This window comes from Mycobacterium sp. E2238, from assembly GCF_001672665.1.
Lineage (GTDB): Bacteria > Actinomycetota > Actinomycetes > Mycobacteriales > Mycobacteriaceae > Mycobacterium.
In genome coordinates this window covers 1-14,383 of sequence record NZ_LZKF01000120.1, presented here as the reverse complement: position 1 = coordinate 14,383, position 14,383 = coordinate 1, and the positions used below count along the sequence as shown (strand labels likewise).

13 protein-coding genes and 1 pseudogene are annotated in these 14,383 nt (G+C 66.8%); 10 read left to right on the top strand and 4 right to left on the bottom strand.

Going from position 1 to position 14,383, the window contains the following annotated elements:
• Positions 1–76 precede the first annotated feature (76 nt).
• Entirely contained in the window at positions 77–1,426 is a 1,350-nt protein-coding gene (locus A5711_RS10130; RefSeq protein WP_067946027.1) for a DUF2867 domain-containing protein, read from the top strand.
• Between the two features lies 1 nt (position 1,427).
• On the opposite strand, the gene A5711_RS10125 is transcribed toward A5711_RS10130, so the two are convergent.
• A complete protein-coding gene (locus A5711_RS10125; RefSeq protein WP_067946025.1) occupies positions 1,428–2,150 on the bottom strand; it encodes a CPBP family intramembrane glutamic endopeptidase in 723 nt (240 codons plus the stop codon).
• A complete protein-coding gene (locus A5711_RS10120) occupies positions 2,147–3,292 on the bottom strand; it encodes an NAD(P)H-binding protein (RefSeq protein ID WP_067946023.1) in 1,146 nt (381 codons plus the stop codon). Before A5711_RS10120 ends, A5711_RS10125 begins: the two co-directional genes overlap by 4 nt.
• A 166-nt stretch (positions 3,293–3,458) precedes the next feature.
• Here A5711_RS10120 and A5711_RS10115 point away from each other — a divergent pair, with 166 nt between their 5' ends.
• Together A5711_RS10115 and A5711_RS10110 are read left to right on the top strand one after the other, a co-directional pair.
• The gene (locus tag A5711_RS10115; RefSeq protein ID WP_067946021.1) at positions 3,459–3,959 is read left to right on the top strand and encodes an isoprenylcysteine carboxyl methyltransferase family protein; all 501 of its coding nucleotides are present in this window, start codon (positions 3,459–3,461) and stop codon (positions 3,957–3,959) included.
• The gene (locus A5711_RS10110; protein ID WP_067946019.1) at positions 3,956–4,972 is read left to right on the top strand and encodes an NAD(P)/FAD-dependent oxidoreductase; all 1,017 of its coding nucleotides are present in this window, start codon (positions 3,956–3,958) and stop codon (positions 4,970–4,972) included. Before A5711_RS10115 ends, A5711_RS10110 begins: the two co-directional genes overlap by 4 nt.
• 15 nt (positions 4,973–4,987) lie before the next feature.
• Here A5711_RS10110 and A5711_RS10105 read toward each other — a convergent pair whose 3' ends face one another.
• Both A5711_RS10105 and A5711_RS10100 read right to left on the bottom strand, forming a co-directional pair.
• Positions 4,988–5,791 carry a crotonase/enoyl-CoA hydratase family protein gene (locus A5711_RS10105; RefSeq protein WP_082975700.1) on the bottom strand — a complete coding sequence of 268 codons (804 nt, stop codon included), beginning with the start codon at positions 5,789–5,791 and terminating at the stop codon, positions 4,988–4,990.
• Complete coding sequence (locus tag A5711_RS10100; protein WP_067946017.1) at positions 5,788–6,936, bottom strand: thiolase family protein; 1,149 nt, start codon at positions 6,934–6,936, stop codon at positions 5,788–5,790. The genes A5711_RS10105 and A5711_RS10100 overlap by 4 nt, the downstream gene beginning before the upstream one ends.
• Before the next feature lie 480 nt (positions 6,937–7,416).
• Here A5711_RS10100 and A5711_RS10095 point away from each other — a divergent pair, with 480 nt between their 5' ends.
• From A5711_RS10095 to A5711_RS10070, 7 genes and pseudogenes are all read left to right on the top strand, one after another.
• Positions 7,417–7,644, top strand: coding sequence for a hypothetical protein (locus A5711_RS10095; RefSeq protein WP_231987454.1), 228 nt, complete (start codon positions 7,417–7,419; stop codon positions 7,642–7,644).
• 250 nt (positions 7,645–7,894) lie between these two features.
• Positions 7,895–8,161, top strand: a pseudogene (locus A5711_RS28015) (hypothetical protein); the annotation flags it as partial.
• An 893-nt stretch (positions 8,162–9,054) separates the two neighbouring features.
• Positions 9,055–9,768 (top strand): MlaE family ABC transporter permease, encoded by a 714-nt coding sequence (locus A5711_RS10090; protein ID WP_369806034.1) that lies wholly within the window; start codon positions 9,055–9,057, stop codon positions 9,766–9,768.
• A 1-nt stretch (position 9,769) separates the two neighbouring features.
• Entirely contained in the window at positions 9,770–10,648 is an 879-nt protein-coding gene (locus A5711_RS10085) for an ABC transporter permease (protein ID WP_067946010.1), read from the top strand.
• Positions 10,649–10,653: 5 nt separating this feature from the next.
• Positions 10,654–11,961, top strand: coding sequence for an MCE family protein (locus A5711_RS10080; protein ID WP_067946008.1), 1,308 nt, complete (start codon positions 10,654–10,656; stop codon positions 11,959–11,961).
• On the top strand, positions 11,958–12,998 hold the full coding sequence (locus A5711_RS10075; protein WP_067946006.1) for a virulence factor Mce family protein: 1,041 nt from the start codon (positions 11,958–11,960) through the stop codon (positions 12,996–12,998). Before A5711_RS10080 ends, A5711_RS10075 begins: the two co-directional genes overlap by 4 nt.
• A partial coding sequence (locus A5711_RS10070; protein ID WP_067946003.1) for a virulence factor Mce family protein occupies positions 12,995–14,383 on the top strand: 1,389 nt, incomplete at its 3' end. The genes A5711_RS10075 and A5711_RS10070, both read left to right, overlap by 4 nt.

Sequence of the window (14,383 nt, the reverse complement as noted above, 5' to 3'; positions counted from 1 at the left end):
GGCCGAGGGCTTTTAGTCCCGCATCGTTCCGGCAATCCTGTCGCGTCAGCCTCCCCTCTCGAGGAACGGAGAACCGATGGTTGAACCGATGCGCTGCCTGGTGACCGGAGCGACCGGCTACATCGGCGGCCGGTTGGTGCCGCGACTGCTCGACGAGGGCCATCAGGTGCGCGCCTTGGCGCGCAACCCGGCGAAGCTGGCGGACGTTCCGTGGCGACAACAGGCGGAGGTCGCACGCGGCGACCTGGGCGACGTCGATTCGCTGGTCGCCGCGTTCGACGGGATCGACGTCGTCTACTACCTGGTCCACTCGATGGGCACGTCGGAGAATTTCGCCGACGAGGAGACGCGCGCGGTCCGCAACGTCGTGACCGCGGCGCGCCGCGCCGGGGTTCGCCGGGTGGTGTATCTCAGCGGGCTGCATCCCGAAGGTCGCAAGCTGTCACCGCACCTGGAATCCCGCAAGGCCGTGGGCGAGGCCCTCATCGAGTCCGGCATCGAGGCCGTCGTGCTGCAGGCCGGGGTCGTCGTCGGTTCCGGCTCGGCATCCTTCGAGATGATCCGCCACCTCACCGACCGGTTGCCGGTGATGACCACTCCGAAGTGGGTGCACAACAAGATCCAGCCGATCGCGGTGAGCGACGTGCTGTACTACCTGGTCGCGGCGGCGACGGCGCCGGTGCCGTCATCGCGGACGTGGGACATCGGTGGGCCCGACGTCCTGGAGTACGGCGACATGATGCGCGTCTACGCCGACGTGGCGGGGTTGGGCAAGCGATATCTGATCGTGCTGCCGTTCCTGACACCGACGATCGCCAGCCTCTGGGTGGGCACGGTGACGCCGATTCCCCCGGGATTGGCGCGGCCGCTGATCGAATCGCTGGAATGCGACGCGATCATGCGCAACCACGACATCGACAGCATCATCGCCCCGCCGCCCGGCGGCCTGACCGCCTACCGCCGGGCCGTCGAACTCGCGCTCAATCGGGCTCAGCGCGGGCTGCCCGACGCCACCTGGTCGTCGTTGCGGACCGAGCCGGCCAACCTGCTGCCCAGCGACCCCGAGTGGGCCGGCGAGATCGTCTACACCGAGGTTCAGATTGCCGCGATCGAGGCCGGGCCCGAGGACGTGTGGAGGGCTCTGGAAAACGCCGTGGGCAGAGCCGCGCGCGGCGGCCGCTGGACGGTACAAGAGGCCGAACCCGGCTCCGGGATGCGGCTGCGAGCGCGAAGGCACAAGCTCGGGCAGCAATGGCTGGAAATCACCGTCGCGCCCCGCAAGGAAGGCGGCAGCCGGCTCACGCAGCGGTCGATCTTCCTCCCCAGCGGCATCCCCGGACGGGCGTACTGGTTACTCGCGCGGCCGCGGCAGGCCGCCGCGATGCGCGCCCTGGCGCGCGACGTCGCGAGTTCGACGACCGGTTAGCTCATACCCCGAACATCGGCGGCAGCACGAGCACCATGATCAGCCCCCACACCAAGTGGGTGAGCACCGGCGCCAAAACACCGCCGGTCGCCCGGCGCTCGAATGCACACACCGTCCCCAGGATGATGGCGGCGAAGCCGAGCATGGGGTTGCCACTGGCCAGCGTCGCGATCGTGTAGAGGATGGTCGAAATCAGGACGGGGTGATACCGGCCCAGGGCCGTGTAGAGCGCGCCGCGAAAGAACACTTCCTCGGCGACGCCGTTGACGAGCGTGATCGCCACGATCACCGGATACCACCCGTGGTGGGCGTATTCCAGCACCCTGGTGATCAGCTCCGCCACGGGCGTGATCTCCCGGGCTATCAGCCCGCCGATCACGAAGACCCCGCCGAGCAGCAGACCGATCGCCGTCCCGGTGATGACCGGCCTCTGGTTGCGTCCGCGCCAACAGATGCCGCCCAGATGCAGCGGGCCCGACGCGAACCCGCCGGCGACCCACACCCCCGCCAGCGCCAAAGTCAGCCAGTAGAAGCTCGAATCCCCCGGGTGGCGCCGCAACGAAAACCCGAGCACCACGGCACCGATGACCACCGTGACGGCCACGATGATCCGGCGACGCCGCACGACGGCAGGCGACTCATGGTGCGGCACAGCGACTTTGGTGAGCGCCCGGCGCCACTCGGACAGCGTGCCGGTGTTGGACGGGGCGGTTGACTGGCTCATGCGAGACGCACCTTCGGGGTCAGCGAGGTCAGGATGTCGATGCCGGTTCGCAGCGCGCCCGCAACGGGCCCGGGGACGCTGTTGACCAGGCGGAGGGCCGGGCGCACGACGGGCGGGGTGAGTCGGCCTGCGACGTGGCGGATGCGCCGCGCGTCGCCGCCGGCCCACACGGGATCGGTGTCGGCCAGATGATGGGGATCGGCCAGAGCGTTCACCGGCCGCGGGCGATTCGACTGATCGGCCAAGGCTAAGGCAATGGCGTCTTTGACGCCGAGCAACCCACCGGGCGGGTCGGCCACCCGGTCGCGTAGGTCGCTGTGGGACGCCACCATCGGATGGTCCAGCGATTCGACCAGGTCGCCGGCCAGCCCCGGCGGCACCGGGAGCGCGACGCCGGTGATCAGCGATGCCAGCCCGGTGTCGACCCGGCCGACAGGAAGCCCGGCGTGCCACCTGCCGGAGATTCGCGCATACGTCTTGAGCAGCTCCCGGTAGGACGTCGTGTCCGGGCCGGAGATGTCGTACGCGCCGGCCGGCAACCGCTCGGCGTCAGCCGCGGCGACGAGGTAATACAGGACATCGCGGATGGAGATCGGGTCGATCGGGTTGTCCATCCAACTCGGGATGGGTATGAGCGGAAAGCGGTCTCCGACGTAACGCATCATTTCGAACGAGGTCGAGCCGGCGCCGACGATCATCGCCGCGCCCAGCCACACCAGCTCCGGGCCGTCCGGGACCGCGAGGGCCTCGGCCACCTCGGCCCGGCTGGTCAGGTGCTCGGACAAGATCTCGTCGGCGGGCACGAATCCGCCCAGGTAGACGATGCGTGGCACCCCGGCAGCCCTGGCCGCCGCGGCCACATTGGCGGCGGAGGCCTTGTCGGCGTCGCGGAAGCCGGGCTGGCCGATGGCGTGCACCAGGTAATAGACCACGTCAATGGGGCCGGAGCTCGCGAAAGCCGCCCGGGTCGACGCGGGATCCGCGGCGTCGAAGGCCACCGGCGTGACGTCGTCGAACCAGCCGAACCGTCTTAGGCGCTCGGGGTTCCGGGTGGCCGTCATGACGTGGTGCCGGTCCGCCAGCAGCGCCGTGACCAGCCGCGATCCGACATAGCCGGTGGCGCCGGTGACGAGGATCCGCATACTGTCCAACCTAGCGGGCGGAGCTCGGCCGGTGGCGCGTACGTGACGCCACCGGGATTCCCGGCCCGGATTTTCGCCGGGTGGTTACGCTCGCGGCGGGTGAACCGGCGCGGCGGCGGCACCGTGGACCCGGTACAAGCAGTCCTCGTCAACGGATAGTGGAGACATGTATTACCTGCTGGTCCTCGCGGTCGGGATCGAACGCGTCGTGGAGCTGGTCGTGTCCAAGCGCAACGCGCAGTGGTCGTTTGCCCAGGGCGCCAAGGAATTTGGCCGACCGCACTATCCGGTGATGGTGCTCATCCACACCGGGCTGCTGGTCGGCTGCGTTCTCGAACCGTGGGCACTGCACCGGCCGTTCATCGCCTGGCTGGGCTGGCCGATGCTGGCGGTGGTGGCGCTCAGCCAGGGCCTGCGCTGGTGGTGCATCGCCACGCTGGGGCGGCGATGGAACACCAGGGTGATCGTGCTGCCGCAGGCCCCGCTGGTGCGTCAGGGTCCCTACCGGTGGCTGCACCATCCGAACTATGTTGCAGTGGTGGCTGAGGGGTTGGCGCTGCCGTTGGTGCACACGGCGTGGCTGACTGCGGGCATCTTCACCCTGGCGAACGCGGCGCTGCTGAGGGTGCGGCTGCAGGTCGAGAACTCGGCGCTGGGTTATACATGACCGACTACGACACCGACCTGTTGATCGTCGGCGGCGGCCCGGGCGGCCTGGCCACGGCGTTACACGCACGCCGCCAAGGACTTTCGGTGATCGTCGCCGACCCGCGCGAGGGCCCCATCGACAAGGCGTGCGGTGAGGGCCTCATGCCGGGCGGGCTTGCCGAGCTGACGGCGCTCGGGGTCGACCCGGTCGGCATGCCCTTTCACGGCATCGCTTACGTCAGCGAACACCGCCGGGCGCAGGCCCGGTTTCGCAACGGGCCGGGCCGGGGGGTGCGGCGCACGACGTTGCACGCGGCAATGGCCGCGCGCGCGAAAGAGCAAGACACCGAATGGCTTCGGACGCGGGTGACCACCGTGCAGCAGGACGCGCACGGGGTGACGGCCGCCGGCGTGCGCGCGAAATGGTTAGTGGCGGCCGACGGACTGCACTCTCAGGTCAGGCGGTCCGTCGGAATCACGGCGACGGCGGGGACGCCGCGGCGCTACGGCGTCCGTTGGCATTACCGGGTGCCGGCATGGTCGGAATTCGTCGAGGTGCACTGGTCACGCTGGGGCGAGGCATACGTCACCCCGGTGGAACCGGACCTCGTTGGCGTGGCGATCTTGTCGCCGGGTCGACCCGACCTCGCCTGGTTCCCAAGGCTGGCCGGGCAATTAGAGGGTGCCGGCCGCGGCGAGGCGCGCGGGTGCGGGCCGTTGCGGCAGGTGGTCTCCCGCCGGGTCGCGGGGCGGGTGCTGCTCGTGGGCGACGCGGCGGGGTACGAAGACGCACTGACGGGCGAAGGCATCAGCCTGGCAGTCAAGCAAGCGGCCGCGGCGGTCGCCGCGATCGCCGACGAGAGTCCGTCGTCGTATGAGCTTGCGTGGCAACGGATTACCCGCAACTACCGGTTACTCACCCGTGGCCTGGTGTTGGCCAGCACCCCACCGCTCGCGCGCCGTGCCATCGTGCCGGCATGCACGCTGCTGCCCGCCGCGTTCCAGCGCGGGGTGAACGTCCTGGCGACCTAGCGCAGCGTCACCGGGCTAGCGCGCCTTCCAGACCGGCTCCCGCTTCTCGGCGAAAGCGAGCGGCCCCTCCTTGGCGTCTTCGGAGCGCAGCAGAGTGCCCATCTCTTTCATGGTGCGCTGCCATCCCGCTTCCTCGTCGGTGACGACCCCGTCGTCGACGCCGTAGGCGATGCGCTTGCTGGCCTGCACGGACAGTGGTGCGTTGACGGTCACCCGGGCGGCCAGGGCCAGTGCGGCTTCCAGCACCGTGCCCGCCTCGACCACCTGGTTGATCAGGCCCCATTCGAAGGCGTCGGAGGCGGTGATCGGCTCACCGGTCAGCAGCAGCTCCATCCCCACCTTGCGCGGCAGCTGCTGCACGATCCGGAACACGCCACCCGCGGCCGCAATCAGCCCGCGTTTGACCTCGGGCAGGCCGAACTTGGCCCGCTCGTCCGCCACCACCAGGTCACTGGCCAGGGCCAGCTCGGTACCCCCACCCAGGGCGGTGCCGTTGACCGCCGCGATGGTGGGCTTGTCGATGAAGTGGTGCACGTAACCCGCGAAGCCCCAGTCGCCGTGCTCGGGGTGATACAGGTTCTCCCGGCGCGAGATCGCCTTGAGGTCGGCGCCGGCGCAAAACGACTTGTCGCCGGCGCCGGTGATCACCACGGCCCGTACGTCAGGGTCGTGTTGCGCCGCGTCGAGCGCGTCCCCGACGCCGATGCTGACGGCGCCGTTGACCGCGTTGCGTGCCTCGGGCCGGTTGATGGTGATCACCATGACGTTGCCGCGTCGTTCGACCAGCACCGCCGGCTGATCGGTGGCGGCGTCCGTCACAACAGCTCCACGATGGTGGCGTTGGCCTGGCCACCACCTTCGCACATCGTCTGCAGGCCGTAGCGAATTCCCTTGTCCCGCATGTGGTACAGCAACGTGGTCATCAGCCGCGCCCCGGAGCCGCCGAGCGGGTGGCCGAGCGCGATCGCGCCGCCATTCGGGTTGAGCTTCTTCTCGTCGGCACCAATGTCTTTCAGCCACGCCAGCGGAACGGGTGCGAACGCCTCGTTGACCTCGTAAGCCCCGATGTCGCCGATGGAGAGTCCCGACTTTTTGAGCACCTTCTGGGTGGCCGGGATGGGCGCGGTCAGCATGATCACCGGGTCGGCCCCAGCCAGCGTCGCGGTGTGCACCTTGGCGATCGGCTTGAGGCCGAGCTCCTTGGCCTTCTCGGCGGACATGAACAGCAGGGCGGCCGCGCCGTCGGAGATCTGCGACGAGTTGCCGGCGTGGATGACGCCGTCTTCCTTGAACGCCGGCTTCAGCGACGCCATCTTCTCCATCGGGGTGCCCCGGCGGATGCCTTCGTCCTTGAGGACCACGTTGCCGTCCTGGTCCTTAATTCCCACGATCTGGTCGTCGTAGGCACCGGAATCCTGTGCGGCCGCTGCCTTTTCGTGCGAGCCCAGGGAGAACTCGTCGAGCGCGGTGCGGTCCAGGCCCCATTGCTCGGCGATCATCTCCGCGCCGAGGCCCTGGTTGGGGATCTGCCCTTCGTAGCGGTCCAGGAATGCCTTGGGGTAGGGCCGCCCACCGTTGGCCAGCGACGAGCCCATCGGCGTGCGCGACATCGACTCCACGCCCCCGGCCACCACGACGTCGTAGTGCCCGGCCACCACGCCGGCCGCCGCGAAGTGGATGGACTGCTGGCTCGAGCCGCACTGGCGGTCGACGGTCACGCCCGGGACGGTCTCCGGCCACCCGGCGGCCAGCAGGGCGGTGCGGCCGATGTCGAGGGCCTGCTCGCCCGCCTGCATGACGCAGCCCCAGATGACGTCGTCGACGATCCCGGGGTCGACGCCCGCCCGCTCCACCAATCCGTTGAGCACCTGCGCTGACAGGTCCGCCGGGTGCACCCCGGACAACCCGCCGTTGCGCTTCCCGATCGGTGAGCGCACTGCCTCGACGATGACGGCTTCAGCCATGCTCGTGTCTCCTTTGACGTGACGTGTGGACTTCAGACGAAGTGGGTGTTGGATCGATTGTCAACCAAGGGGTTGGGAGGTTGAAGGGCGGGGTGGCTCCGGCGGGGCCAAGCACGGTTGGCTCCCACCGGCCTCCGTGCCGACATGCTCGTGAGGCCGTCTGCTGCCACCCCGGTCGTGATCGATCGGGCAACAGTTGCGAACGGTTTGCGCGTGGGTGCGAATCGTTGGCGAATCCTGCAGGCCTTCGAATTTCGCCCTCTTGGTCGGGCGACTCACGAGCCCTTGAGGATGGGTCGTAATGCCCTGGTCGGGGGCGGCATTCGGAGAGACACTGGCCTTGGTCCGGAGCATTCGCGCGTTCGGATCGGAGGAGAGAACCTCGCCAAGGGAGTACAGATGTTAGACAGCCTAACGCTTCACACCAACGGAGCCCCTCAGCAGCGCGTGCGGGATGCCGAGCTATTAAAAGAGTCAGGCGTGCACAAGCTGGTGATCGCCGACCGCGACGGCAACTGCTTGGCCTTCGTATTGGCTTGGGACAGCTTCGACTATGACGCGGAGACGGACACCTATGTCTGCGTTGCCGACAGCGATGGCAGAGACCTCATGACCATGTACGCGGCCGGTGAGATTAAGTCAGCACCCGGCTCGAAGATGTTTGTCGTAACCGCACCGGGTAAGAGCACTGGCCGCAGGGCGTTTTGACGTACGGCATGGTGCCGTTCTTCGCGAGCAGGCGCTATGGGGGCTGATGCCGTCGCAGCCAGAGCCGGCAACGCCGTCAATACCCCGCGCCGGACCAGGCGACCGGTCGCGGCGCAACCGGGGAGGATGCGCGGAACGAGTGATAATTGACCGCTCGTACGGTTAGTTATGCCGAGGGCTGACGCCACACCGCGTGCCCGGTAATCGTAAGATCCTTGAAGCGTTCGTGCGCTAGGTCGCTGAACGTGCCTATGACAGAACAAATCTCGGCGATATCGCCGAGGAGCTTGGGGTGTCCGGGGACACCATCGTTGATCACTTCTGGACCAAAGATCATGTGGTGGGAACTCGGGGAATTTCCTCCGGCTCGCCGGCTCGAGGTCCTGCGGCCGCCATGGGACCACCGGTCGGCGGCGTACAAGCGCATAGCCGCAACCATTTACACGTCCGAAGCCCCACGGATGCTCGCCGGCAACGCGAAGGTGGCACGCCAGCGCAAGGTAGAGCGGTTGAGTGACAACCGGCGACGCGGCAGTACCCATGTGGCGGCTCGCTCGGCGGGCTGCTGCTCGACCACCTGGCGCTGAGCAAGTGGGCGACCCTTCCGCGGACGTCGTCTCGGCCGTGCCGAATCCCTCACCGCCGCAACGGGATGACAGGCCGCGCAGTCGGCAGCGAAATGCACTGCAGGAGCGGGTAATTGACCCGTAGTCGATGCCCCCTAGTCGCGCATCTACGTACAGTCGATTTGTTCGCCGACCAAAACGGGATGGACGTGCCTCTCGTGACGCGCCGAGGGTAGCGCAAGGGCCAAGTCGCCAAAGGGTCGCGATAGTGGAGCAGCCCAAAGACTCCGGCGCGGCCATCCGCCGTTCATTCCGCGCCCGCGTCGTTATTGACTGTCCGTACAGTCGAATGCCATAGTGGCTGCGTGGCACAACCGACGGGGAGTCGGAGCGGGGCGGAGGACGCCGGTCAAGGGGCGCAAGTGACCGGCCCGTGGCTGGAGCCCGGTGACGAGCTATGCGGCGGGTCGCACCTCGCACCGTCGTGCCCGGAGTCGAGGCGATGCCGTCGGATATCGGCGTCTTTCGGCGGATTCCCGAAATGCGCTCTAACGAATCGCTTTTCGCAGCACTGGCGGTATGGCGGCAAGCCTGCGGATCGTGATCGCGACCGCCAACGCCATGTCGGGCTCACGAGACTGCATGACCCGCTTGAGCAGACGATGCGATTCGGTAGTCCGGTCGGCTACCACACGCCGACCCAGATCCGTTCCCTCGGGCGATCAACAGCGCAAGCTCATGCGCCACGTCAGGCCTCGCCCCGATGACTACCTTGACTGTGGCCGTCGGCAAATTCGGAAACCACCTCCGGGCGGGGGCGGAAGTGGCCGGCGGGTTCTTCCGCATGTGCGCGCTCACCGGCAAAGCCCTCGCACGGCCTTTCCAATGGCGTGAGTTCATCGTGGCCGGCTGGTTCCTCATGCGGGTATCGCTGCTGCCCGCTATCGCGCTGTCCATCCCGGAAACCGTGCTGCTCATCTTCACTTTCAATGTCCTACTGGGCGAGTTCGGCGCCGCGGACACCTCTGGTGCTGGTGCCGGGATCGCCGCGGTCACCCAGCTCGGCCCGATCGTGACGGTGATGGTCGTCGCCGGTGCGGGCGGCACCGCGATCTGCGCCGACCTCGGTGCGCGCACGATCCGCGAGGAGATCGATGCCCTTGAAGTGCTCGGCATCGACCCGATCCACCGGCTGGTGGTCCCCCGCGTCGTCGCCTCGACAATCGTCGCGGTGCTGCTCAACGGCCTCGTGGTCGCCGTCGGGCTAGCGGGCGCCTATGTGTTCAGCGTGTACGTGCAGAACGTCTCGAGCGGTGGCTACGTGTCCACGCTGACAGCGCTTACCGGCCTGCCCGAGGTCGTGATCGCGATTATCAAGGCCGCGACGTTCGGGCTGATCGCCGGCCTGGTCGGCTGTTATCGCGGGCTGATCGTGCGCGGCGGATCCAAGGGCCTGGGCACTGCCGTCAACGAGACGGTGGTGCTGTGCTTCATCGCGCTTTTCGCCGTCAACGCGGCACTGACCACGATCGGTGTCCGGTTCGGGACAGGCCGCTGACATGGCAACGGCTACCGCGACCCCCTCGCTGCGCATCCGCTTCCCGCGGGCAGCCACTGCCCTCCGTGAATACGGTGACGCCCCGGCCCGGCTAATGGTCGAAGTCGGGCAGATGGTCTGGTTCGCGATGGCCGCAGTCGGGCAGATCCCCTTCGCCCTACGCCACTACCGCAGAGAGCTGCTGCGCATGATTGCCCAGATGGGGATGGGCACCGGCGCGATGGCCGTGGTCGGTGGCACCGCCACCATCATCGGCCTCATCACCCTGTCCGCGGGCTCACTGGTCGCCATCCAAGGCTTTGCGACGCTGGGCAACGTCGGTGCCGACGCCTTCACCGGCTTTTTGGCCGCACTGGTCAATGTGCGATTTGTCGCGCCGGTCGCCGCCGGTCAAGCACTTGCCGCCACGGTCGGTGCCGGCGCCACCGCCGAACTGGGCGCCATGCGTATCAGCGAGGAGATCGACGCGCTCGAAGTGATGAGCATCCGATCGGTCGCCTATCTGGCCTCCACCCGGGTGGTGGCGGGTCTCGTCGTCATCATCCCGCTCTACGGGCTGGCGATCACCTTGTCCTTCCTCTCGGCACAGGTCACCACCGTGCTTTTCTACGGGCAGTCCACCGGCACCTACAACCACTACTTCCATACATTCCTGCGCCTCGACGACGTGGGCTGGTCGTTCGCACAGGTGCTCCCGGCTGCGGTGGTCGTGATGACCACCCACTGCTACTACGGCTACACCGCCACCGGCGGGCCGGTCGGTGTCGGTGAAGCGGTCGGCCGCTCGATGCGGCTGTCGGTGGTGACAATCGTGATCATCGTCGTCCTGACCGCGACGGCGGTCTACGGCAAAAACCCGAACTTCAACCTCACCGGGTAGCCGCCATGACGACCCCGGTGCAGGAGAACCCGTCACGTATCCCCCCGTACAAGACAACGGCTCTGGTGTTCTCGGCTGTCGCTGCGATGGTGCTTACGTTGGTGTGGTTGCAGTTTCGGGGCCAGTTCACGCCGAAGACGCCCTTGACGCTGGTGGCGCCCCGCGCCGGTTTGGTGATGGATCCGGGGTCGAAGGTCACCTACAACGGCGTGGAAATCGGCCGGGTGGCCAGTATTTCGGTAATCCAGCGTAACGGCGTACCGGCGGCCAAGTTCGTCTTGGACGTAAACCCGAAGTACCTCGAGCTGATCCCAGCCAATGTGGACGCCAAGATCGAAGCGACCACGGTGTTCGGCAACAAGTACGTGTCGTTGACCTCGCCGAAGAACCCTGTGCCGCAGAACATCAGCCCAAAGCAAGTGATTTATGCCGGGTCGGTGGTAACGGAGCTCAACACGTTGTTCGAGACGCTCACCTCGATCGCGGAGAAGGTGGATCCGGTCAAGGTGAACCTGACGCTGGCCGCGGCGGCTGAGGCATTGACCGGCTTGGGCGACCAGCTTGGGCAATCGATCGTCAACGGCAATGCCATCCTCGACGACATCAATCCGCAAATGTCGCGGACCCGGCATGACACCCGGCAGTTGACGGCCCTGGGCGACATCTTCGCCAACGCCGCACCGGATCTGCTCGACTCTCTCAACAACGCGGTCATCACAGCGCGCACGCTGCACCGGCAGGAAGCGGACCTGGATGCCGCGCTGTTGGCCGCCGGCGGCTTAGGCAACGCCGGTGTGGACGTTTTCCGACGTGGAGGGCCCTACCTGCAGCGGGGGATGGCCGATCTGGTGCCCACCGCCCAGCTGCTCGACACCTACAGCCCCGAAATCTTCTGCACCATCCGCAACTACTACGACGAGGAACCCAGGGCCTACGCGGCGACGGGCGGCGGCAACGGCTACGCGATGAAAACCATGACCGAGATGACATCGGGCTTGGGAGGCCTACTGACTCTCCCAGGTTTGACCGGCACCGCGGCCACCATGGGGCTCCTCGGGCTGGCCGGACTGGTCGGCGGGGCTCCGAATCCCTATGTGTATCCGGACAATCTGCCGCGGGTGAACGCCCGCGGCGGGCCCGGAGGTGCGCCGGGGTGCTGGCAGCCCATCACACGCGATCTGTGGCCCGCGCCGGAACTCGTGGTGGACACCGGCGCCAGCCTTGCGCCCTACAACCACTTAGACACCGGCTCGCCGTACGCAATCGAGTACGTGTGGGGCCGTCAAGTCGGAGACAACACGATCAACCCATGAAAGTCACCGGCACCGCTATCAAGCTCGGCATCGTCTCGCTGGTGCTGCTGCTGATCACGCTGGCGGTCGTGGTGGTGTTCGGTCAAATGCGTTTCAACAGCACCGACAGCTATACCGCCGAGTTCAGTAGCGTCAGCGGCCTGCGCGACGGCCAGTTCGTCCGTGCCGCGGGCGTGGAGATCGGCAAGGTCAGAAAAGTGCGGCTGCTCGACGACAGCATGCGAGTACAGGTGGACTTCGACGTGGACCGGTCGATCCGGCTCTACCAGTCGACGACCGCGCAGATCCGCTACCTCGACCTGGTCGGTAATCGCTACCTGGAGCTCAAGCGCGGCGAGGGTGATGGCACCGATCGGGTCCTGCCGGCGGGCGGCTTCATTCCGCTGTCTCGAACTTCACCGGCGCTGGATCTCGACGCCCTGATCGGTGGTTTCAGGCCGCTGTTTCGGGCGCTGAATCCGGAGAAAGCCAACACAATCGCGTCGGCCATCATCACCGTGTTCCAGGGCCAGGGCGGCACGATCAACGACATCCTCGATCAGACCGCGCGGCTGACCGCGCACATCGCCGAACGCGATCAGGCCATCGGTGAGGTGATCAACAACCTGAATCTCGTGCTGGACACCACCGTTCGGCACCGCAAGGAATTCGACCACACCGTCGACAACTTCGAGCGATTGATCACCGGCCTGAAGAACCACGCCGACCCGCTGGCCGCCGCCACCGCTTATATCAGCAACGCCGCCGGCACGGTGGCCGACCTGCTCGCGGACAACCGCGCTCTGCTGCACAAGGAGATCAACTACCTACAGGCCCTTCAGCAGCCACTGGTCGACCAACGCGATCAGCTGGGAGACCTGATCCACACGATGCCGACCGCGCTCAATCTGATCGGCCGCAGCACCGGCCTGTATGGGGACTGGGGCAATTACTACGTCTGCGACCTCACCATCAAGTGGAACGGCCTGCAGCCCGGCGGTCCGGTACGCACGGTTCGGATCTGGCAGCAACCGACCGGTAGGTGCACGCCGCAATGAGAATACTGACGGAATTCAACCGCGGCCGGGTCGGGCTGATGGGCATCACCGTGCTGGTGCTCGTCGTCGCCGTCGCCCAAACCTTCACCAGCATCCCGATGCTGTTCGCCAGTCCGAGCTACTACGGACAGTTCGCCAACACCGGTCAACTCAAAAAGAACGACAAGGTGCGCATCTCCGGCGTGAACGTCGGCAAGGTGCAGGCGCTCGAGATCGACGGCAACCATGTCCTGATCAAGTTTTCCGTCGGCGGCAAAAGGATTGGCACCGAGAGCCGACTCGCCATCAAGACCGACAACATCCTGGGCAGGAAGGTGCTCGAAATCGAGTCGCGGGGAACGCAGACGTTGCGACCAGGGGCTGTGTTACCGCTGGGCCAAAGCACCATCCCCTATGAGATCTACGACGCGAACTTCGACATCACCAAGGCCGCCACGGGCTGGGACCTCGACACCATCAAGCGGTCGCTGAATGTCCTGTCGCAGACCATCAATCAGACTTCCCCACGCCTGACCGCCACGCTCAACAGTTTGACCAAATTCTCCGACAGCATCGGTAAACGCGACGAACAGATCAAGCACCTGCTCGCTCAGGCCCACCAGGTAGCCAGCGTGCTCGGTGACCGAAGCGAGCAGATCAACCGGTTGCTGGTCAACGCGAACACACTGCTGGCCGCCTTCAACGAACGCGGACAAGCCATCGATGCGTTGCTGCACAACATTTCCGCCTTCTCGGCCGACGTGCAGGGGTTCATCAACGACAATCCGAGCCTGAACGCCGTGCTGGAGCAGTTGCATGCCATCAGCGACTTGCTCGTGGCACGCAAAGCCGACCTCGCCCAAAGTCTCACTTCTGTGGGTCAATTCGCCGCATCGCTCGGGGAATCCGTGGCGTCGGGACCGTACTTCAAGATCGTCATAGCCAACCTGCTGCCGTACTGGATTCTGCAGCCGTTCGTCGACGCCGCCTTCAAGAAGCGCGGCATCGACCCGGAGAACTTCTGGCGCAGCGCCGGGCTGCCCGAGTTCCGCTGGCCCGACCCCAACGGCACCCGGTTCCCCAACGGCGCACCACCGCCCGCGCCGCCGGTGCTCGAAGGCACACCCGATCACCCGGGACCGGCCGTCCCACCCGGAACGGCGTGTTCCTACACCCCACCACCCGACGCGCTGCCGCGGCCATGGAACCCGTTGCCGTGCACCGGTGTTGACGTCGGACCGTTCGGTGGCAGTTTCCCGGCGCCGATCGACGTAGCCGCCTCACCACCGAACCCCAACGGCCTGCCACCGTCGCCGGGCATCCCGATCGCCGCACGCCCCGGCGAGGCACCACCCGATGTCCCCGGCACACCGGTACCGCTGCCCATCCAGGCACCGCCGGGCGCG

Coding starts and splice junctions, on each gene's coding strand:
- A5711_RS10130 (WP_067946027.1), top strand. CDS start 77: ATGGTTGAACCGATGCGCTGCCTGGTGACCGGAGCGACCGGCTACATC.
- A5711_RS10125 (WP_067946025.1), bottom strand. CDS start 2,150: ATGAGCCAGTCAACCGCCCCGTCCAACACCGGCACGCTGTCCGAGTGG.
- A5711_RS10120 (WP_067946023.1), bottom strand. CDS start 3,292: ATGCGGATCCTCGTCACCGGCGCCACCGGCTATGTCGGATCGCGGCTG.
- A5711_RS10115 (WP_067946021.1), top strand. CDS start 3,459: ATGTATTACCTGCTGGTCCTCGCGGTCGGGATCGAACGCGTCGTGGAG.
- A5711_RS10110 (WP_067946019.1), top strand. CDS start 3,956: ATGACCGACTACGACACCGACCTGTTGATCGTCGGCGGCGGCCCGGGC.
- A5711_RS10100 (WP_067946017.1), bottom strand. CDS start 6,936: ATGGCTGAAGCCGTCATCGTCGAGGCAGTGCGCTCACCGATCGGGAAG.
- A5711_RS10090 (WP_369806034.1), top strand. CDS start 9,055: ATGTGCGCGCTCACCGGCAAAGCCCTCGCACGGCCTTTCCAATGGCGT.
- A5711_RS10085 (WP_067946010.1), top strand. CDS start 9,770: ATGGCAACGGCTACCGCGACCCCCTCGCTGCGCATCCGCTTCCCGCGG.
- A5711_RS10080 (WP_067946008.1), top strand. CDS start 10,654: ATGACGACCCCGGTGCAGGAGAACCCGTCACGTATCCCCCCGTACAAG.
- A5711_RS10075 (WP_067946006.1), top strand. CDS start 11,958: ATGAAAGTCACCGGCACCGCTATCAAGCTCGGCATCGTCTCGCTGGTG.